Source organism: Streptomyces prunicolor NBRC 13075 (assembly GCF_000367365.1).
In the GTDB taxonomy this organism is placed as follows: domain Bacteria; phylum Actinomycetota; class Actinomycetes; order Streptomycetales; family Streptomycetaceae; genus Streptomyces; species Streptomyces prunicolor.
Genome location: NZ_BARF01000114.1, coordinates 19,341 through 40,077, shown reverse-complemented (window position 1 = coordinate 40,077; position 20,737 = coordinate 19,341). Strand labels below are relative to the sequence as shown.

Below are 20,737 nucleotides of genomic sequence, written 5' to 3'. Positions count from 1 at the left end.
GACCCCCGATGCCCACCCTCTGAAGCCCGCCCCCCGAAGTACGTCCCCCAACTCCCCAGAAACGAGGCTGAACGTCATGCGAGAGATCGTCACCTTCGACGCCTACGGCACCCTGGTCGACTTCCAGCTCGGCCCGACCACCCTCAAGGTCCTGGCCGGCCGGCTCGACCTCGACGGCCTGGACGTCGACGAGTTCCTCGACGACTTCCGCGTCATCCGCTTCCAGGCCGTCCTGGAGCACTACCGCCCTTACCACGAAGTCCTGCACTCCAGCCTGGAGATGGCGATGCGCCTGCACGGCCTGGAGTACCGCGCGTCCGACGGCGACGCCCTCGTCGAGGCCGTACCGACCTTCGGCCCGTTCCCCGAAGTCCCGGACGCGCTGCGGGCGTTGAAGTCCCGCTACGAGATCGCCATCATCTCCAACACCGACGACGAACTCATCGCGCGGAACATCGCGAACATCGGCGTCGAGTTCGACCACGTCATCACCGCCCAGCAGGCGAAGGCGTACAAGCCGGACCGCCAGACCTTCGAGCACGCCTACCGGACCATCGGCGTCGACCCGTCCCAGGTCATCCACACCGCGCAGGGCTGGGAGTACGACCTGATCCCCACCCGCGACCTCGGCCTGAGGCGCCGCGTATGGATCAACCGCTACGGCCGCCCGGGCAGCACCGCCTACCAGCCGTACGACGAACTCCCCGATCTGTCCGGGCTCCCCGCCCTCCTCGGCTGCTGAACAGGAGCTCCGCCATGAAGCAGATCCCGTACTGGCTGGACACCGCCCCGCCCCTGCCCGACCGCTCGGGCAAGGACCTGCCCGAGTCGGCCGACGTGGTCGTCATCGGCGGCGGCCTGACCGGCCTGTCCACCGCCTACCACGCCGCGGGCAAGGGCGCCGACGTCGTCCTCGTCGAGAAGGACAAGATCGGCTCCGGCGCCTCCGGGCGCAACGGCAGCATGTGCACCCAGGGCATCACCATCGGCGTGGGAGAAGCCCGCAAGCGCTACGGGCAGGAACGCGCCCGCGAGTTGTACGACGCGTTCCGTGAAGCCGTCGACGTGGTCGAGGAGTTGACGCAGAAGGAGCAGATCGACTGCGGCTTCAACCGCTCCGGCCGACTCGGAGTGGCGTACAAACCACAGCACTTCGAGTCGATGAAGGCCACCCAGCGCGACCTGGCCGAGAACTTCGACCACGAGACCACCTTGCTGAGCCGCGCCGACCTGCGGGCCGAACTCGGCTCGGACTTCTACCACGGCGCCCTGCTCGACCCGCTCAGCGCGGGACTGCACGTCGGCAAGTACGTCCACGGCCTCGCCGAGGCCGCCGAACGCGCCGGTGCGCGGATCCACGAACGCAACGCGGCCACCGGCCTCACCCGGCTGCCGGGCGGCGGCTTCCTGGTGGAGACCCTGCACGGCACCATCCGCGCGAAGCAGGTCATGGCCGCCACCGACGCCTACACCGACAGGGCGATGCCCTGGTTCCGCAAGCGGCTGATCAACGTCGGCAGCTTCGTCGTCGTCACCGAGCCGCTCGGCGAGGAGCGCGCCCGCGAACTCATCCCGAACGCCCGCCTGGTGGTCGACTCCAAGAACATCGGCCACTACGTCCGCCTCACCCCTGACCACCGCCTCGCCTTCGGCGGCCGGGCCCGCTTCGCGCCGTCCAACCCCGCCTCCGACGTCAGGAGCGGAGACGTCCTGAAGCGTGAACTGACGGAGATCTTCCCGCAGTTGGCCGACGTCCGGATCGACTACGTGTGGGGCGGCAACGTCGGCTTCTCCTGGGACCGTATGCCGCACGCGGGCGAGGAGAACGGCCTGTACTACTCCATGGGTTACTGCGGCCACGGCGTCCAGATGGCCAGTTACATGGGCCGGGCGATCGCCGAGGTCATGGACGGCCACCCGGAGGCCAACCCCCTGCGCGGCCTCGGCTTCCCGAAGGTCCCCGTGCCCTTCTACAACGGCACCGCCTGGTTCCTGCCCTTCGGCGGCGCCTACTACAAGGCCAAGGACCGGCTGCGCTGAGCGCTCGCAGCGGGTCCGTCAGTCCTCGTCCCCGAACGGCAGCGAGTCCAGGTCCCCGGTGAAGTCCACCGCCGTCGGGAACATCAACTCCAAGGCGTCGTCGGGGAGTTCCTCCCGGACCCCGGGAGCGCCCAGGGTCTGTTCCGTCCAGATGCATTTGCCCGTCGGCGTGTAGCGGGTGCCCCAGCGCTGGGAGAGCGCGGTGATCAGTTGCAGACCGCGTCCGCCCTCGTCCGTGTCCGTGGCGCGGCGGATGCGGGGCATCGTCAGGCTGCCGTCGAAGACCTCGCAGATCAGCTCGGCGCCGTGCAGCAGACGCAGGCTGAGCGGGCCCTTGGCATGGCGGACGACGTTGCCGACCAGCTCGCTGGCCAGGAGTTCCGTGGTCGGGGTCAGGTCGTCCAGGCCCCAGGTGCGCAGCTGCTCCCGGACGTGGCGGCGGGCCTGGCCGGCCGCCCGCGGATCCTCCGGGAGCGGCCAGGACGCGATGTTGTCACTGGTCAGGGCGTGCAGTCGGGCGACGAGGAGGGCGGCGTCGTCGGCCGTCGAGTGCTCGGCGGGGAGCAGGCCCGCCGTGAGGGTGTCGCAGAGGTCCTCCAGGTCCGCCTCCGCGCCGGACTCGGTCCGGTACGCCGAACTCAGGAGGCGGGCCAGATCCGCCATGCCCTCGTCCATCTCGCGCTTCGACGACTCCACCAGACCGTCGGTGTAGAGGACGAGCAGGCTGCCCTCCGGCACCTTCAACTCGACCGTCTCGAACGGCGGTTCCGCCGCGCCGAGGGGCGGGTCGGCCGACAGTTCCGGGAAGTGCACGGTGCCGTCCGGGTGGACCACCGCCGGCGGCGGATGACCGGCCCCGGCGATGGAACAGATCTGCGTCGTCGAGTCGTAGAGCGCGTACAGACAGGTCACGTACGACTCCTCGCCCATACCGGCGACGAGTTCGTTGAGGTGGCTCATGATCTCGTCGGGCGGCAGCTCCAGGTCGGCGAGGGTGTGCAGCGCGGTGCGCAGCCGGCCCATCGTCGCCGCCTCCGGGAGGCCGTGGCCCATGACGTCGCCCACCACGAGGGCCACCTGGCCGCCGGAGAGCGGGATGATGTCGTACCAGTCGCCGCCCACGTCCATGCCCTGGCCCGCGGGAAGGTAACGGGCGGCCGCGGTGCACGCCGGCAGGTCGGGCAGCGCGCGGGGGAGCAGACTGCGCTGGAGTTCGCGGGAACGGGTGTGCTCGGCGTCGTAGAGCCGGGCTCGTTCCAGGGCCTGGGCGACGAGGGCGCTGAGCGTGGTCAGCAGGGTGCGTTCCTCGTCGGTGAGCCGGCGGGCGCGGTCGAAGGCGACGACGCAGACGCCGAAGGTCTTGCCGGACGCGGTCAGCGGGAGGAACGCCCACGCCTCCTTCGCCGCCCGCTCCGGTCTGGCGGCCAGCTCGGGGTAGTGGGTCGCGTACTCCTCGGTCGAGGAGAGGAACATCGGCAGACCGGACGCGATCACGTCCCAGCCCGGCTCACCGGGCGTACGGACGCGGCCGTCGACGGTGGACAGGAAGTCCTCCGGGTAACCGTCCGCGCCCACGGTGTGCAGCCGGTCGCCCTCGATGGCCTGCACCAGAAGTCCGGTGGCGGCGAACGGCGGCAGCACCCGGCGGGCGACCGCGGCCACCACGTCCTGCGAGGTGGTCGCCTTGGCGAGCGCGGCCGTCAACTCGCCCATCCGGACCGCGCGCCGGGCCACCGCCAGCTCGGACGCCCGGCGCTCCTCCTCGTGCTGCCGCTTCTCGGTCACGTCGGTGAGATAGAGGGTGACTCCGTCGGGACCCGGGACCAGCCGCAGGTGGTGACGGCGGCCGGTGCCCTCCAGCTGGGCGTCGAAGCCGACGGGCGTCTCCTCGGCCGCGGCCTTCCGGCAGCGGTCCTCCAGGCCGGGGACGTTCCGTACCGTGGGCAGCTCCCACAGCAGGCGCCCGAACAGCTCCTCCTCGGAGAGGCCCAGCGTGCGCTCCGCCTCCAGGTTGGCGAAGGTGATCCGCCACTCCTCGTCCACCGCGAGGAACCCGTCGCTCATGTGGCGCAGGGCCCGGCTCAGCGCGTCCCGGGCGGTCCGGGACTCGTTGCTCTCCCAACCCACGCCGATCATCCGGAGGGGCTCGCCGTGCTCGTCGTAGGTCGCCCTGGCGCGGGCCCGCGTCCAGCCGTACGTGCCGTCCAGGCGCCGTACCCGGTACTCGGCCTCGAACACGCCGTGCTCGCGGATCGCCCGGTCCACCGCGTCCAGCGTCGGCGCCAGGTCGTCGGGGTGGACGCACGCCATCCAGTTCTCGACCCTGGCGGTGTAGTCCTCGGGTCTGGTGCCGTAGAGCTCCAGGGCCGCCTCGTCCCAGATCAGCTCGCCGCCCTGGATGTCCCAGTCCCACGAGCCGACGCTGACCTCCTTCAGCGCCTGCCGAAGCCGGTCACGGTGGCCGCTCGGCTCGCTCTGGGAAGGCCCGGAGGGCGGGGGCGCCTGCCTCATCCGCTCCTCGGTCCAGGCGACCAGATCCCGCAGGAAGTCCCACTGCCTGGGGGTGGGCTCACCCTGCTCGCCCATCAGGACCGTGAGCGCGCCGATGCTGCGGTCTCCGCCGGACACCGGTACGGCGGCCAGCCCGGTGCCGGGCCAGGCGAGTTCCTGGCCCGCGGGCGTCGGCCGTACCGGTACCCACACACCGCTGCCCTGGTGCAGAGCCCGGGCCGGGGCCGTCGGGCCCTCCTGGTCGATGAACTCCCACGGGCGGGTGAGGGCGGGCGGCAGACCGGTCGACGACACCAGCCGCAGCACGGACATCGGCCCGCGCAGATGAATCGCCCCACCGAGCGCGCCCAGCTCGCCCACCGCGTGCTGCAGTGCCAGCCGGAAGACCTCGCTCTCGGTGACGCCGGGGTCCACGGTGCCGAGCAGAGCCAGACGTGCGTTCATACCGTAAATTTTACCGTTCCCGCCTCACATAACGCGGTCCTGCGCAGGACTCTCACCTTGGACTCCGGCTCTCGCACATGTCTCTCAACAGGCAGCGCTCCAGACCGAGTTGCGTCGGTGTTCCACCTGTGTGCGCTCGGGTGACAATACTCGGCATCCGGGGGAACGGGGCGTCGTGAACGGGTATGGAACCCCTTGATCATGCCCGCACGTTGTCACCCCGTCAGGCTCACCCCCGCCCACCCGTCACACAGGAGCGGCATGGACATCGGCGTATTCATCCCCATCGGCAACAACGGTTGGCTCATATCGAAGAGCTCACCCCAGTACCTGCCGAGCTTCGAGCTCAACAAGGCCATCGTGCAGAAGGCCGAGGAGCACGGACTCGACTTCGCGCTGTCGATGATCAAACTCAAGGGCTTCGGCGGCGAGACCGAGTTCTGGGACCACAACCTGGAGTCGTTCACCCTGATGGCGGGCCTGGCCGCCGTGACGGAGCGCATCAAGCTGTACGCCTCCACCCCGATCCTCGTCCTGCCCCCGGCGATCGTCGCCCGCATGGCCACCACGATCGACTCCATCGCCCCCGGCCGCTTCGGCATCAACATCGTCACCGGCTGGGCCCCCGGCGAGTACTCCCAGATGGACCTGTGGCCCGGCGACGAACACTTCGGCAACCGCTACGCCCGCGCCGCCGAGTACGTCAATGTGATGAAGGAGCTGTGGAGCGAGGGCGTCAGCAACTTCAAGGGCGAGTTCTACGAGATGGACGACTGCGTGCTCTCCCCGCGCCCGACGGACGGGCACATCGACATCGTCGCGGCCGGGCAGAGCCCCACGGGCATCCGGTTCGCCGCCGAGCACGCCGAGTACAACTTCATCCTGGGCAGCGGCGTCAACACCCCCCTCGCCCTGTCGGACACCACGGCCTCGCTCGTGGACGCGGCGGCGGAGACCGGCCGGGACGTCGGCGCGCTCTCCCTCTTCATGATCATCGCCGATGAGACCGACGAGGCCGCCCAGGCGAAGTGGCAGGACTACCACGACAACGCCGATCACGCCGCGCTCGCGTACATGGCCGGCGAATCGGCCACGGACACCACCGCCGACGACACCTCCACCGCCCGCACCATCGTGCTGCCCGAAGGTGCGGTCAACTTCAACATGGGCACGCTGGTCGGCTCGTACGAGACCATCGCGAAGCTGCTCGACGAGGTCGCCGAGGTCGAGGGCACCAAGGGGATCATGCTCGTCTTCGACGACTTCCTCGCGGGCCTGGAGAACTTCGGCACCCGCATCCAGCCGCTGATGAAGTCACGGTCGCTGGCCGGGTGACCGGCGCTCCGGACGGTCCGGGCGTGCGGTCGTGACCGTCGGCCGAAGTCCGTGGCGGGTGTTCGCGGCCACCGCCGTGGGGGTGGTGGCCGTGTTCCTCAACATGAGCGGACTCGCCGTCGCGCTGCCCACGATCACCCGGGAACTGGGGGCGGACCCCGGACAGGCCGACTGGATCCTGCTCGGCTACATGCTGGTCACCACCGCCCTGATCCTCGTCTTCGGCCGGATCGCCGACATCGTCGGCCGGCGCGGCCTGTATCTCGCCGGGCTCGTCGTCCTCACCACCGGGACCGGGCTCGCGGCGCTCTCCCCGTCGGCGGGATTCCTGATCGCGGCCAGGCTCGTACAGGCCGTCGGTGCCGCCGCCGTGATCACCAACAACACCGCGCTGCTGACCGACGTGTTCCCCGCGCGGACGCTGGGCCGGGCCCTCGGCTGGAACGTCACCGTGGCCGCCACGGCCCAGGTCGCCGGACCGGTCGTCGGCGGCGCGGCGACCGAACTCCTCGGCTGGCGTGGGCTGTTCGTGGTCTGCGTACCGATCGGGCTGGTCGCGATCGGCGCGTCGGTACTGGCCGTTCCGGCGAGCGGAGCGCGGGTCGGCGGAGCCCGTGAACCGTTCGACCTGCCGGGCGCGCTGCTCTCCACGGCGATGCTGACCGCGCTCGTCCTCACCCTGACACCCGGCGTCACGGCCACCGTCGCCGCCTGGCTGCCATGGGCCTGCGGCGCTGCGACCCTCGCGCTGTTCGCGGCCTTCGTCGCCGTCCAGACGCGGCGCGAGCACCCCCTGGTCGACGTGTCGCTGCTGCGCACCCGCGCGATCGCCCTGGTGCTCGCGGCCGTGCTCGCCAACGCGGTCGGCAGCTACGCCGTCGTACTCCTGGCCTCCCTGCACGAACAGGCGGTCGGCGGTGCCACTTCCCTGGAGGCGGGGGTGCTGGTGACACCGGTCGCGGCCGGCACGCTGATCACCTCGGCCGCCGCCGGTTCCCTGTTCGACCGCTTCACCCCGCGCGCGCTGACGACAACAGGGATGGCGGTCACGGCCTGCGGGCTGCTGGGCTTCTCGCTGACCCTCTCGACGACGACCGTGCCGTTCCTGGCCGTGGCCCCGTTCCTCTTCCTCGTCGGGGCCGGCACCGGGCTCTTCATGACACCGAGCACGAGCGCGCTGATGCTGTCCGTGCCGGCCGACCGGCGCGGAACGGCCAACGGCCTGCGGTCCACCACCCAGAACGTGGGCTACCTGCTCAGCACGGCGCTCGCGCTCGCGTTCACGACGACCGGGCTGAGCGAACCGGCCCGGCAGGCCGCCTACGACGGGACACTGAACACGCTGAATGTGCTCGCGACAGGCGAGCTGCACCGCTTCGTCGCCAACCTCCGCGCCACCGGGTTCCTCCTCACGGGCATCGCGGTGCTCGGGGGAGTCGTCTGCCTGGCGTTCCCCACATCGCTGCGGGCACCCCGTACCGCCGAGGTAGTCGCCATCAACACCCCACCGGAGTCCGCCACTTCACGAAGGACGTCGCCATGACCGCTTCCCCGCAGGAGGACTACGAGCGCGCCGGGTTCGACGGACGGCTCACCCCCGGCACCTCCCCGGCACTGATCCTGGTGGACCCCGCCCGCGCCTACGTCGACCCGGACTGCCCGCTCTACGCCGGGGTCGAACCGGCGGTGGACGCGATGAGGCTTCTCCTGGCCGCCGCACGCAGGGCCGGGATCCCGGTGATCGTCACGCGGGTGCTGCTGCGGGCGGACGGCAGCGACGGCGGCCTCTTCCTCCGCAAGGTGCCCGTCCTGCGGGTGTTCGCCGAAGGCAGCCCCTTCGGCGCGTTCATCGACGGCCTGGCCCCGGCACCGCACGACCTGACCGTGACGAAGCAGTGCCCAAGTGCCTTCTTCGGCACCTCACTTGCCGCCCGCCTCACGGCCGACGGCATCGACACCCTGTTCATCGGCGGACTCTCGACGAGCGGCTGCGTCCGGGCCACCGCGCTGGACGCTCTGCAGCACGGATTCGTACCGATCGTGGTCGAGGAGGCCGTGGGCGACCGGGACCCGGACATCCACGCGGCGAACCTCTTCGACATCAAGCACAAGATCGGCGAGGTCTGGCCGCTCGGGCGCGTGCGGGAGCACCTCGCGTCGCTCGGCTGAGCCCGGCCGGTCCTGACGACCTTTCCGTGCTGTCGGCTCAGGGTCTGTGCTGTCGGGTCAGGAGGGGAGCGGGCCGTGCATCACGGAGGCCAGGCCCTGTTCGGCGTCGTCGTTCAGCGCGGTGCGGAAGGCCCTGTCGTAGGCGTCGTCACCGACCGCCTTGCGGGCCTGCAGTTCCCATTGGTCGCGGACCTCGGAGAGTTCGGGTGTGCCGTGGTTCGGATGGCCGAGCATGCGCCAGAAGGTGTTCCCCGTACCGGATGTGCGCGCGGCCGCGATGCCATTGCCCTGGACCGCGTTGGCACCGGTGAGAAGGTCGAGCGCGAGGGCGATCCCGAGATTGTCGTTGAGGTTGTGCTTGCTGGCGAGCATGTCCCGCGCATGGCGCTCGGCGTCGTGCGCGCGACCCTGGAGAAGGTCTATGAAGGCGAGTTGGTGGAACGCGTACGACCGCGCCCAGTGCTCGCCGTAGCGGACGCTGAGCCGGCGCAGGGCGATGGCCGCCTCGTACGCCTCGGACAGTCGGCCCAGCGCGGAGTGGGCGAAAGTCCGGATCACCATGCAACAGAGCTGCGGCGCGCCCGACGGCGGTGACGTGCCGTGGGTGATCAGCGCGTGGTCGCACACGTCGTACGCGAGCTCGGGCCGGCCGGCCATGAGATGGGTGAGGCCGAGGGTGTGGGCGGCGAAGAGCACGGACTGCGGGGTACCGTCCTGCCCCGCCGCCTCGGTGCACTCCTCCCCGATACGCAGGGCGGTCCCGTGGTCGCCCTGGAGGGTGAGCGTGATGCCCAGGGCCCAGAGCGCGCGAGTGCGGGAGGGGCCCGGGGAGGTGTCGAGGGCGAGGACGCGTTCGAGATAGTCGCGGGACTCGTGGAGGTGACCGCAGCAGGGCCAGAACAGACCTGTCCGGCCGGCCATCTCGACGGCAGCCTCGGGATCCGCCTCGATCAGGTGGTCGAGCGCGGCGCGTACGTCGGCGTGGGTCGCCGCGATCCGCGCGTACCAGGCAACCTGCCGGTCACTGAGCCAGCCGGCCTCGGCCTCGCCCAACATGGCGGCGAAGTGCTCGGCGTGGCGCCGGGCGAGGGCGTTCTCCTCACCGAGCTCCGCGAGCCACATGGCTCCGTACTCGCACAGGGTGTCGAGCATCCGGTAGCGGGTGCCGACCTGTTGCAGGACCGACTGGTCGACCAGCCGCTCCAGCAGCCACGGGATGTCGTCCTCGTCGAGCGGGCCGCCCGCGCAGACGGACTGCGCGTCGTCCGCTTCGAGCGGGCCGCGGAAGACGGAGAGCCTGGCCCACAGCAACCGCTCCGGCGGGGAGCACAGTTCATGGCTCCAGCCGATCGCCGTCCGCAGGGCGCGGTGCCGCCTCGGCCACACCGTCTCGTCCACGAGCGTGTCGAGCCGTGAACCGAGACGCTCGGCGATCTCCGCGAGGCTGCTCTCCCGCAGGCGCGCGCAGGCGAGTTCGACCGCGAGGGGGATTCCCTCCAGGCGGCGGCAGATGGCGGAGACGGCCTCGGCCGAACCGGGGGCGTCGAGGGACAGCGCGGGCGCGGCCGTGGCACAGCGCTCACGGAACAGGCGTACGGCGTCCGAGCCGCCGTCCTCGTCCACGGAGAGCGGAGCCACCTCGATACGGTGCTCGATCCGGACCCCGATGGCCTGTCTACTGGTGGCGAGGACCGTCAACTGCGGTGCGGCAGCGAGGAGTTCACTCACCAGCAGCAGACAGGAGGCCATCACCCGCTCGCAGCAGTCGAAGACGAGGAGGACCTGCCGACCGGACAGCCACTCGCACAGTGCCTCGACCGGGGCCCGCGGATTGTGGTCCAGGAGATCGACCGCGTCGCAGACCGTGGCGGTGAACAACCGGTCGTCGTAGAGGTTGGACAGGTCGATCCACCAGACCCCGTCGGCGTACTGCCCCCGGACCTGCTCCGCGACGCGCAGCGCCAGCCGGCTCTTGCCGACACCGCCGCCACCGGTGAGCGTGACGCAGCGCCGCTGGGTCAACGCCGTTTTGACTGTGTCGAGTTCGCTTTCGCGGCCGACAAAGCTGGTCGTCATCACTGGGAGGTTGCCTAACACGGTCCCATCCTGCACGGCCCGGACGACGGGCTAAACCCTCTCCTTGAAAACGGTCACAAGCGATCGGAATTGGCGACTGTTTGATCGGACGGGTGCTGTGGTCGACGGGGTGAAGTGCGGCTGGGGGTGTATCGATTCGCCGGTCTCCCGTCGGCCTTCGGTGACGGACGCCCGCGCGAGGTGGGACAGCTCGGCAGTCGCTGAGAGGTGTGGATGCGGGCACGGATTTTCGGAGCGTGATTCCTTCGTCTTCCGTACACCTGTCACCGCTTCGGGCATGTCAGCGCACCTCGAAGGTCGCCCCGATCCCCATACCCGTGATCCATTCAGGGACTGGTTCGTACGAGGTCCACACCAGCGGTGTCCGTACCGCGGCCTGTCCGATCAGCCAGGTGCGGACCTCGTGGCCGCCGCTGCCCGCCTGTTCCTCGAGGCCCATGTCGCCGAGGGCCGCGATCGGTTCGGACTCCCCGGTCCCCAACTGCTTGAGGAACCAGCGGTCCCAGGCGCTGTTGACGTGGGCGTGCGGGTCGCCGCCCATCGCCCGTACCCGGGGTTCGCGCGCTGCCGCGAAGGCTTGGGCGTCCTCGCGGCCGTGGATCACCGAGTGCCGCCGGTCCTCGGCCATCGCCGGATCGCGCGGATCGTTGGTGGGCAGCCAGTGGGAGAGCCCGCCGCTCGCGACGACCAGCACCCGGCCGGCGGCGCCGCTGCCGCGCAGGGCGTCGCCGAGCGCCCGGCCGAAGCCGATGCAGCGCTCCATGGTCGGCAGCGGAGGCGCGGCGGTGTTGACCACGAGGGGCACCATCGGGATGTCGGTGCCGCCGCACACCATCTCGTAGCTCTGCACGAGTCCGTGGTCGACGGTCAGCGAGTAGGACAGCGACAGGTCGAAGCCCGCGCGGGTGAGCCCGTCGTACGCGGACCAGGCCAGCTCGCCGGCGACCGGCAGCGGGCCGGGCCGACTGCCGAAGTCGCCGAATCCGACGGCGTGTTCGACACCGATGAGGAACGGCGGCATCGCGTCGTAGAAGTTCGCATGGAAGTGGTCGGGGCCGATGACCATGACCGCGTCCGGCGCGAGTTGCGCCACCGTCCGGGAGAGCCGGGCCGCCTCGGCGAGGAAACGGCCGCCGGGCTGCTCGGGGCCGTCGGGCGGCAGCAGGGTGGCGAACGGGGAGTGGGACAGGGCGACCAGACCGAGGATCTCGCTCATACCGGGTCCTTGCCGAGGAGGAGGAAGTCGCGGTGGGCGCGCAGGAATTCGGCGGGCTTCTCCCACTGCGGCCAGTGGCCGGCATCCTCGATGACGTGCAGGCGGGCGTCGGAGAGCCAGCTCTGGAGCATCGCCGCCTCGTCGAGTCCGCCGGTTGGGTCGTGGTCGGTCCACAGCAGGAGTGTGGGCGCGGTGATCCGGCCGACCCAGGCCGGGTCCCAGGCGAAGTCCTTGCGTACTTCGGGGTCTTGGAGCACCAGCGTGTTCTCGATCGCGCGCAGGAAGCCGGGGCGGCCGTAGACGGCGCGGCGCAGGTTCACCAGTTCGTCGGTGACCATCGAGGTGTCGTGGAAGAGGAACTCGACGCGGCGGCGCACGGTTTCGTCGCTCGGGTCCCGGACGGCGGCCAGGGTGCTCTCGCGCATCCGGACCATCACCTCGGGCTTGTTGGCGATGTTCCCGGGGGTGTTGAGCACGAGCCGTTCGATGCGCTCGGGGTGGTACGCCGCGGTCCACGCGGTCACCCAGCCCCCGAGCGACTCGCCGGACAGATGCGCCGAGTCGATCCCCAACGCGTCCATCAGGCCCAGGAGATGAGCGGAGAGCACGTCGATCGTGTACGGCCTGTCCGGCAGGTCGGACCAGCCGTGGCCGACCATGTCGTAGGCGGTGACACGGAAGTCGGCGGCGAGCCCGGCGATGTCCCGGGCGTAGGCCTCCAGGTGTCCGCCGGTGCCGTGCAGCAGGATCAACTCGGGGCCGCAGCCCGCGCGCAGCACGCGGGTGCGGACGCCGGCGACGTCGACGAAGCGCAACTCGTGCTCCACGTCGGACAGTTCGCCCCAGATGCCGATGTGGGCGGGCAACGGGTTCATGCCTGCTCCTCCTTGAATCGTGCGCGGGCTTCGGCGACCGTGACCAGGCCCGCGCTCTGCCGCCGTCCGACGCCCAGCAGGTTCAGCAGGCGGGAGTTCTCGATGGTGAGGAACTCGACCGGCTCGGTGTCCGAGTCGTTGTAGTGGCGGTGCCAGGTCCAGGGCGGGGTGTAGATGAAGTCGCCGGTGGCCCAGGGCTCGGTGTCGTCCTCGATCTCGCTGTGGCCCTGCCCGCTGATGACGAAGTGCACCGTCTCGTGGTGGTGGCGCTGCATGTCGGAGCTCAGCCCCGCCGGAATGGTCTGCCGGAAGAGTTCGAAGGAGGCCGTCGGCAGCAGACCGGCGATCGCCAGCACGGTGGGGTTGTGCACCTGGTCGGCCGGCAGGGGCGTGAGTTCGTCGGCGTGCACGACGACCGGCCGCGCGGCGCCAGGCTGCACCGTGCCTTGGATCGAGCCGAGGAAATCGGCCATGGTGAAGCGGGATCCCGATGCTGCCATCAGATCGTCTCCGTCCTTCCGCCGTCGACCGTGAGTACGGTCCCGTTGATGTACGCCGCGTCGTCGGAGGCCAGGAATGCCACGGCCGCCGCGATCTCCGCCGGGCGCGCGGCGCGACCGGCCGGTATGTGCGCGAGGTCCTGCGCGTCGAGTTCGTCGAAGCCGAGGTGCGCGGCGCGCGCCCGGTTGGTCAGGATCTGCGTCCGCCGCTCGGTCGAAGTGGCGCCGGGGGCAACGCAGTTGACGGTGACTCCCGCGGCCGCGAACTCGCGGGAGAGCAGCTTGGCGGCGGCCGTGACCGCCGAGCGCAGCACCACCGACGCGGCCAGATCGGGCTGCGGCTGCCGTACTGCCGTGGACGTCACGAACACCACCCGCCCGAACCCCCGCTTGGCCATGCCGGGCATCGCAAGCCGCGCCAGCCGCAGCGGCCCCAGCAACAACAGCTCGGACGCCTCCCGCCACCGCGCGTCGTCGAGGTCGAGGATCCCGCCGGGCGGCGGACCACCGGCGTTCAGCACCAGCACATCGAGACCGCCGTACCGGTCGTCGACCTCGTCCATCGCCGCTACGGCCGAGGCCGGATCGGCCATGTCGCTCACCAGAGCGTGCACCTCGCGCGCCGGACCGTCGCCCACGGTACCGCTGAGCCGCGAGGCCGCGGCTTCGAGGGCGTCGGCACGCCGGCCGGTGATCACCACCCGGTCGCCCGAACCCGCCAGGCGCTCCGCGACCGCGTGCCCGATCCCGCTCGCACCGCCGCCGACCAATGCTGTCCGCATGATGTTGGCATCCTCCCGAGTCCGCTCCGTGCCCGTCGGCAGGGACAGCCGAGCCTTCCCCTTGTCCGCCGGGTGGGGACAGCCTTAGCGTGACCGGCATGACCCCCGGCGAACAAGGGACGAGTCCCACTGCGCGGGACGGCAAGGCCGAGACCTCGGGTCTTGAGCGCGCGGCGGCGATCCTCAGCGCCTTCGACGCGGCGCACCGCGAGCTGACCCTCTCCGCGCTCGTGGCCCGCTGCGGACTGCCCCGGTCGACCACGCACCGCACCGCGGACCGGATGATCCGGCTCGGCTGGCTGGACAAACCCCAGGGCCACTACCGGATCGGCAACCGGCTCTTCGAGATCGCGAGCCTGGCGCCGATCCGGCTCGAACTGCGCGAGGCCGTGCTGCCCTACCTCCAGGACCTGCACAGCGCGACCAGGACCACCGTGCAGCTCGGCGTCCTGGACGGCGCGCAGATCCTGGTCGTCGAGAAGATCACCGGCCACCGCCCCATGCCGATGCTCTCCCAGGTCGGCGGAATCGTCCCGGCGTACTGCTCGGCGCTGGGCCGGGCCATCCTCGCCTACAGCGAGACCGAGACCATCGACGCCGTCCTCGATGCCGGAATGCCGCCGCGCAATCCGCGCACCCTGACCACCAAGGAGGCCGTGATCCGCGAGCTGACCGCCGTCCCGGCCAGGGGCTGGGCGGTGGAACGCGAGGAGGGCAACATCGGCGTGAGCTGCGTCGCCGCCCCGATCTTCGGCCCGTCCGGCGCGGTCGCCGCGGCGCTGTCGGTCACCGGTCCCACCGCTCTGGTCCGCGCCGACCGGGCCGGGCCCGCGGTGCGGCTGGCTGCGGCGGCGGCTTCTCGGGCCTACAGCACGCGCCGCTGAAGTCAGCCCAGTGGGTGGGACGGGGTTGATTGTGCGTCGACCGCGTTCAACGGCGCTGCGTCGCCGACCCGATCTTCGGCCCGTCCGGCGGGGTCGCCGCGGCGCTGTCGGTCACCGGGCCCACCGCCTTGGTCCGCGCCGGGCCCGCAGTACGGCTCGCCGCCGCTGCCGCCTCGCGGGCCTACAGCACCCGGCGCTGAAATCGTCCCAGCAGGTGGGACGGTTGATTGCGTATCCGCGGTGCCGAACCGACGCTGATCGCAGCGGACCAGCGCCGCGGTCGGACGGGCCGCGGTGGCGACCGGAAGGAGACGACGGTGACTCTAGGCGGTGGCTACATGCTGCCCTCCCGCGAAGGACACAAGATCGCGGCGCTCGGACTGGGCATCACCCTCAAGGCGGACGGCGCGGCGACGCACGACGCGTACTCGCTGTTCGAGTACACGGTCCCGCCGGAGACCGACGGACCGCCGCCCCATCTGCACACCCGCGAGGACGAGTCCTTCATCTGCCTCGCCGGACGGCTCGACGTGCACCTCGGCGGCAGGGACTTCGTCCTCGAACACGGCGACTACCTCTACCTGCCGCGCGATGTGATCCACGCCTTCCGCAACCCCTATCCGGAGGAGTCGCGGGTCATCTCCGTCGTCTCACCCGCAGGACTGGAGGGCTACTACCAGGCCCTCGCGGAGATGCCGCCGGGACCGAAGGACATCGGGCTGATGAAGAAGATCATGGCCGACTTCGGCATCGAGCTCCAACTGCCGCCCGAGGTCGCGTGACCATGAGGATCGCCATCATCGGAGCCGGCCTCGCGGGCCTGGTCACCGCGAAGGTACTCACCCAGGCCGGACACCGCACAGACGTATTCGACAAGACCCCGGACGTGGGCGGCGTATGGAGCCGCACGCGCCGCTACCCGGGAGTCACCACGCAGAGCCCGAAGGCGCAGTACTCGTTCTCCGACTTCCCCATGCCCGCGGACTTCCCGGAGTGGCCCGACGGCGCCCGGATCCAGTCCTACCTCGCCGACTACACCGCCCACTTCGACCTCGAACGCACGCTCCGCCTGAGCACCGAGGTGCTCTCGGCGCGGCCGACCGCCGACGGCGCGTGGAGCGTCGAGTACCGCGACTCCGCGGGCACCCACGCCACGGAGACCTACGACCGACTCGTCGTCGCCAACGGAGTGTTCTGCGAACCGGCGGTCCCGAAGTTCGACGGCCTCGCGGAGTTCACCGCGGCCGGCGGCCAGGTGTGCGCGGGCACCGAGTTCCACGACGCCGAGCAGGCGCGCGACCGCAACGTCCTCGTCGTCGGCTACGGCAAGTCGGCCTGCGACGTGGCCGTGCCGATCAGCGCCGTCGCCACGAGCACCGACGTCATCGCGCGCCAACTGCTGTGGAAGGTCCCGCGCAAGATCGGCGGCAGACTCAACTTCAAGATGCTGCTGCTCACCCGGCTCGGCGAGGCGCTGTTCCGGTACATCCGCCCGCGCGGCTTCGAACGCTTCCTGCACGGCCCCGGCAACGGCCTGCGCCGTCGGATGATCAACTCCATCGGCACGGTGTCGATACGTCAACTCGGCCTGAAGCGCCTCGATCTCGTGCCCCGGGGAACGATGGAGGACATCGTGCGCGGCGCCATCGGCCTCGCGACCGAGGGATTCTTCGAGGCCGTCGAGGCGGGCGACATCACCGTCCGCCGGGACCGCACCATCGAGCAGCTCCTCGTCGTGGACGGCGAGCCCTCCGCCCGCCTGTCCGACGGCACCACACTCCGCGCGGACCTGGTCGTCTGCGCCACCGGCTTCACCCAGGGCGTCCCGTTCCTCCCCGAGAAGGTGCGCGAGCAACTGCTCGACGAGCGCGGCAACTTCATGCTCTACCGCCAGATCCTGCCCCTCGGCATTCCCGGCCTGTACTTCAACGGCTACAACTCCTCCTTCTTCAGCCCGCTCAACGCCGAGATCGCCGCCCTGTGGATCGCCGCCGACCTTGCGGGCGCGCTGGCGACACCCGACACCGAGACCATGCGGCACGCGGTCGTCGAGCAACTGGCCTTCATAGACATCGCCACCGACACCCACCACTGCCGCGGCACCAAGATCATCCCGTTCTCCATGCACAACGCCGACGAAGTGCTCGGCGACCTCGACCTCAACATCAATCCGCTGATCCGCGCCGCCCATTGGCTCGGCCCGGTCGATCCGGCCGCGTACCGTCGGCTGACCCCGATGCTGCTCAAGCGCCTGGCTCTGATCGAGCCCGGACACGGGGACCGACTGCGCCTGCTTCCCGGCCCGGACAGCGAGGCCCCCGCTGCTGGGCCGGGAAGTACACGGCAGGCCCAGTCGGACGTGCCGACCGGCTAGGAGTCGATCAACCGCACGTCACGGTGATCGGCGTGCGCACACTCCGCGCCGGGAGCGTGACGGTCAGCGTGCGGGTCGTACTGTCGAAGTGGTAGGCGCGGGCGGGGAGTTGAGCCCCGCCCACACGGACAGTGCCCGGAGCGGTGACGCCGAGCAGGGAGACGGTCCACTGCCGGTTTCGGATCTGGCCGTGGAAGCTTCCGGTCGGAGGATCGATCGTCACCGTGTGCCGGGTGCCGTTCTCCCGGTACCGGATCTTCGTGAGGGCGCTGTGGCCGCGACCGGTGCCGGTGGTCCCGTCGTCCTCGTACAGGGTGGAGGAGCCGGAGGCACCTGCCGCGACGGTGAGCGTGACCTTGGTCAGCGGGTTCTTGTCGTTGCTGGTGACGTCGTTCGTGCGGGTCGGGATGACGGCGCCCGCCCGGACGAACACCGGCATGGTGTCGAGGCCGTTGGTGATGTTCTGGGTGGTGCCGCCGGCGTAGGTCTGCCCGGTGAAGTAGTCGGTCCACTGGCTGCCCGGCGGGAACCACACCGAGGTCGTCGCCGTGGTGCCGGGCGTGGTGACCGGGGCGACGAGCATGTCGGGGCCGTAGAAGTACTCGCTGCCCGAAGTGGCGTACGCCTGCGGCTCGTTCGGGTACTGGAGGTACATCGGGCGGGTGACCGGGACGCCGGTCGTGTTCGCCTGCTGCGCGAGGGAGTAGGTGTAAGGCACCAGGTTCTCGCGGAGGTTGAGGAACTTGTCGGCCGAGGCGCGGGCCGCCGTGCCGTACTGCCAGGGCAGCCGGTCGCTGTGGTTGCTGTGCAGGCGGTCGATGGGCTGGAAGGTGCCGAGCTGGACCCAGCGGGCGTACATGTCGTCGGGGAGCTTGTGTGTGGTGTGGGTCGTGCCGTCGGCGGTGTAGGTCTCCGAACCGGTCAGGTTCGTCGTGTCGTTGTGACCGCCGATGTCATGGCTGATCGCCGACATGCCGGTGGCGGCGGCCTCGCCGGGGGTGAAGCCGACCTCGGCCTTCAGGGTGCCCCAGGTGGAGGAGGTGTCGCCGGTAAAGTGGACGGTGGTGCGCTTGTCGGCCCACGGCCCGGTGGGCAACCCCTGCTGGCCGCTGTAACCGCCCGCCTGGAGCGAGCCGTAGGCACGGGAGACGGCGAAGCCCCGGCCGATCGTCTTGTCGGCGTCCGTCGCGTACTGCTGGTTGATCCACGCGTCGGGGGTGACACCGGGCAGCGAGGACTGGGAGGCGTCGCAGCACCAGTCCAGCCACCAGAAGTCGTTGCCCTGCTGGTCCATCGTCTGATGCAGATCCATGTACGCCTTGAGCTGATCCGGGTCGCCCCAGTCGAAGGTGTAGCAGTCACCGGCACCGCTGCTCGCGGCGGGCGCACAACCCCCCTTGTGCAGCTTGCCCTTGGCGGTCGCCTGGGCCTGCGCGAACTGCGGGTCGCTGCTCAGGATGCTCGGGTGGATGTTGAGCGTGTTGTGCAGCCCCTGGGACGCGGCCCAGTCGAAGAACCCCTTCGGATCAGGGAACTTGGACTGGTCGATCTCCCAACCGCTCCAGGTGTTCGGCGACTTGAAGTCGGTGTCGGTGACCAGAACGTCGAGCGGCACGCCCTCGGCACGGAAGGCGGGCAGGATCCGGTTCTCGTAGTCGGCGGCGGTGCGGTCGATGTACTCCGAGTACCAGACGCCGTAGGCCCATTGGGGAAGCAGTTCGGGCGGGCCGGTGAGGGTGGCCAGGTCGGTCAGCGCCTGCTGGTAGTTGTGCCCGTAGCCGAAGACATAGCCGTCCTGGTACGGCGCGCCGCCGTGGGTGGGGCGCTGGGTGACCTGGCGGGTACCGGTGTCGTACAGGGCGGAGGCGGTGTCGTCGAGGAGGTACCAGCCGTCCTTGTAGAGCAGGCCGGGCGTGGTGGCCGGCGCGCCGTTGTCACCGTCGACGCCGTCGAGGCTGCGGCGGTAGCCACCGAGCGCCAAGTGCGGTTGCGGGGCAGGGGAGTTGGCGGCGGTGACGGAGACGGTGTCGAGGTTGACATGGCAGCTCGCGGCGTCCGGGCAGCCGACGGTGATGTCGTTCGCCCCGGCCTTCAGGGTGACGGGGACGGAGGCGGTGCTCCAGGTGTCCCAGTTGGCCGTGACGGGCAGCGACAGCGTCTGCGTGGTGCCGCCGGAGGACATCGTCGCCGTACGGGTCTGGTAGAGCCCGTCGCGGCCGGTGGCGTTGGCATAGCGGACCTGCAACGCGTAGGTGCCGTCGGCCGGTACGCCGACCACATGGGTCAACACGCCTGCGCCCTGGTTCAGTTCGGCGAGGAAGCCACTGCCGGAGTACCCGGCGTGATCGGTGGCGGTGATCGCCGTACCCGAGACGCGGTCCGCCTCTGCCTCGCAGTTGACGCTGTATCCGCAACTAGTGATCGCGGTGGTGGAGATGGGCGGGAAGCCGCTGCCCTGGTTCACCAGGGCGACGCTGTCGAGGTTGACGTCGCCGGAGTCGGCGGCGGTCCTCGTCAGCGTCAATGTGTGGTGCCCGGCGCCGAGTTGGACCGCGCTGCTCGCCAGCCCCCAGGTGTCCCAGTTGGCGGTGGTCGGCAGGCTCACGGTGCGGCTCGCGCCGCCGTCCACCGTCAGCGTGAGGGTGCGGGCGGTGTTCTGGCCGTCCCCGCCGACGGAGTTGGCGTAACGCGCGTCGAACGTGTACGTCCCCGCCGTGCTGACGTCGACGTCGGCCGACACGGAGTCGCCCGTCCCCTCGAAACCGGCGAGGAACCCGGACCCGGTGTAGCCGTCGTGGTCCGTGGCGACACCGGCCCCGCTGTGGGGCAGTTGCTCGGCCTCGCACAGGGCGCCCACACCGCAGGTGAGCCGGTGCCACGGGTCGGCGTCGACCGCCGACCCGCCGGCCGACAGGTGCACGGAGAGGTTCTGCGCGTCGAACGGCCCTGAATCCACCTGGTACTTGAGCGTGAGCGCGCTCGTGGTGATGGTCAGCCAGCCGTTGGACGTACTCGATGTGTACGGGGGCGACGTGAACGCGGTGCGGCCGATCGCGTTGAACGTCGCGCTGTCGGTGAACTTCCCGTCCTGCGCGTACTCGGTGCGGATCAGGGTGGGGGACAGGACCTGGAAGCGCGCGTTGCCTGAAGTCACCGACGCGGTGCGGTGGTTCGCCGTCACGTGCGCCGAGGCCTCCCCGGTATTGGTCACGAGCATGGCGGCCAGGGTGCTGATGAGGGCGAGGACCGTGACGCGTCTTCGCGGGATGCGGGTGGTGCCCAACGCCGATCGTCTTCTCACGGACAGCTCCGTCCTAGTGTGGGGCCACCTGGGCCCGTGGTGGAGGTGTGCCGGTTCCCGTTCGCGCGTGGTGGAATCTGCCGCTGGCCGACATCGTTGTCAACCCTTGCGGTTGAGGGTTCCTGTGCGCATCCGTTCTGCCGGGCGGGGTTGTGGTCGGGAAGGGGGACGGTAGGGAGTTCCCGGAGTTGAACTCCTCGCTGCGGCAG

Annotated in this window: 16 protein-coding genes; 9 read left to right on the top strand and 7 right to left on the bottom strand. The window is 70.4% G+C overall.

Annotation, left to right across the window (positions count from 1 at the left end):
• The first annotated feature begins 76 nt into the window (after positions 1–76).
• Together SPR02S_RS46640 and SPR02S_RS46635 are read left to right on the top strand one after the other, a co-directional pair.
• Positions 77–742 carry a haloacid dehalogenase type II gene (locus SPR02S_RS46640; protein WP_019063938.1) on the top strand — a complete coding sequence of 222 codons (666 nt, stop codon included), beginning with the start codon at positions 77–79 and terminating at the stop codon, positions 740–742.
• Positions 743–756: 14 nt separating this feature from the next.
• Positions 757–2,040, top strand: a complete 1,284-nt coding sequence (locus SPR02S_RS46635) for an NAD(P)/FAD-dependent oxidoreductase (RefSeq protein WP_019063937.1) — start codon at positions 757–759, stop codon at positions 2,038–2,040.
• Positions 2,041–2,058: 18 nt separating this feature from the next.
• On the opposite strand, the gene SPR02S_RS46630 is transcribed toward SPR02S_RS46635, so the two are convergent.
• Complete coding sequence (locus SPR02S_RS46630; protein ID WP_019063936.1) at positions 2,059–4,995, bottom strand: SpoIIE family protein phosphatase; 2,937 nt, start codon at positions 4,993–4,995, stop codon at positions 2,059–2,061.
• A 261-nt stretch (positions 4,996–5,256) separates the two neighbouring features.
• On the opposite strand from SPR02S_RS46630, the gene rutA reads away from it, so the two are divergent.
• From rutA to SPR02S_RS46615, 3 genes are read left to right on the top strand one after another with little or no spacing between them, the layout of a single operon-like run.
• Positions 5,257–6,330, top strand: a complete 1,074-nt coding sequence (rutA, locus tag SPR02S_RS46625) for a pyrimidine utilization protein A (RefSeq protein WP_019063935.1) — start codon at positions 5,257–5,259, stop codon at positions 6,328–6,330.
• A 31-nt stretch (positions 6,331–6,361) separates the two neighbouring features.
• Positions 6,362–7,873: an MFS transporter gene (locus SPR02S_RS46620; RefSeq protein WP_043258972.1), complete on the top strand. Its 1,512-nt coding sequence runs from the start codon at positions 6,362–6,364 to the stop codon at positions 7,871–7,873.
• A complete protein-coding gene (locus SPR02S_RS46615; protein ID WP_019063933.1) occupies positions 7,870–8,499 on the top strand; it encodes an isochorismatase family protein in 630 nt (209 codons plus the stop codon). The genes SPR02S_RS46620 and SPR02S_RS46615 overlap by 4 nt, the downstream gene beginning before the upstream one ends.
• A 57-nt stretch (positions 8,500–8,556) precedes the next feature.
• Here the strand turns inward: SPR02S_RS46615 and SPR02S_RS46610 are convergent, their stop codons facing one another.
• The 5 genes from SPR02S_RS46610 to SPR02S_RS46590 form a co-directional block, all read right to left on the bottom strand.
• Positions 8,557–10,575, bottom strand: a complete 2,019-nt coding sequence (locus tag SPR02S_RS46610) for an ATP-binding protein (RefSeq protein ID WP_019063932.1) — start codon at positions 10,573–10,575, stop codon at positions 8,557–8,559.
• Between the two features lie 301 nt (positions 10,576–10,876).
• Positions 10,877–11,812, bottom strand: a complete 936-nt coding sequence (locus SPR02S_RS46605) for a DODA-type extradiol aromatic ring-opening family dioxygenase (RefSeq protein WP_019063931.1) — start codon at positions 11,810–11,812, stop codon at positions 10,877–10,879.
• A complete protein-coding gene (locus SPR02S_RS46600) occupies positions 11,809–12,687 on the bottom strand; it encodes an alpha/beta fold hydrolase (protein WP_019063930.1) in 879 nt (292 codons plus the stop codon). The genes SPR02S_RS46605 and SPR02S_RS46600 overlap by 4 nt, the downstream gene beginning before the upstream one ends.
• Positions 12,684–13,187 carry a cupin domain-containing protein gene (locus tag SPR02S_RS46595; protein WP_019063929.1) on the bottom strand — a complete coding sequence of 168 codons (504 nt, stop codon included), beginning with the start codon at positions 13,185–13,187 and terminating at the stop codon, positions 12,684–12,686. Before SPR02S_RS46595 ends, SPR02S_RS46600 begins: the two co-directional genes overlap by 4 nt.
• On the bottom strand, positions 13,187–13,969 hold the full coding sequence (locus tag SPR02S_RS46590) for an SDR family oxidoreductase (RefSeq protein WP_043258971.1): 783 nt from the start codon (positions 13,967–13,969) through the stop codon (positions 13,187–13,189). The genes SPR02S_RS46595 and SPR02S_RS46590 overlap by 1 nt, the downstream gene beginning before the upstream one ends.
• A 98-nt stretch (positions 13,970–14,067) precedes the next feature.
• Between SPR02S_RS46590 and SPR02S_RS46585 the strand changes: the two genes are divergently transcribed.
• From SPR02S_RS46585 to SPR02S_RS46570, 4 genes are all read left to right on the top strand, one after another.
• Positions 14,068–14,853: an IclR family transcriptional regulator gene (locus SPR02S_RS46585; protein ID WP_043258978.1), complete on the top strand. Its 786-nt coding sequence runs from the start codon at positions 14,068–14,070 to the stop codon at positions 14,851–14,853.
• Positions 14,854–14,882: 29 nt separating this feature from the next.
• Positions 14,883–15,053: a hypothetical protein gene (locus SPR02S_RS62635; RefSeq protein WP_019063926.1), complete on the top strand. Its 171-nt coding sequence runs from the start codon at positions 14,883–14,885 to the stop codon at positions 15,051–15,053.
• Positions 15,054–15,170: 117 nt separating this feature from the next.
• A complete protein-coding gene (locus tag SPR02S_RS46575; RefSeq protein ID WP_245607750.1) occupies positions 15,171–15,635 on the top strand; it encodes a cupin domain-containing protein in 465 nt (154 codons plus the stop codon).
• 2 nt (positions 15,636–15,637) lie between these two features.
• Positions 15,638–17,227, top strand: a complete 1,590-nt coding sequence (locus tag SPR02S_RS46570) for a flavin-containing monooxygenase (RefSeq protein ID WP_078623213.1) — start codon at positions 15,638–15,640, stop codon at positions 17,225–17,227.
• A 7-nt stretch (positions 17,228–17,234) separates the two neighbouring features.
• Here the strand turns inward: SPR02S_RS46570 and SPR02S_RS46565 are convergent, their stop codons facing one another.
• Positions 17,235–20,528, bottom strand: a complete 3,294-nt coding sequence (locus tag SPR02S_RS46565) for a TIM-barrel domain-containing protein (RefSeq protein ID WP_506410167.1) — start codon at positions 20,526–20,528, stop codon at positions 17,235–17,237.
• Positions 20,529–20,737: the final 209 nt, after the last annotated feature.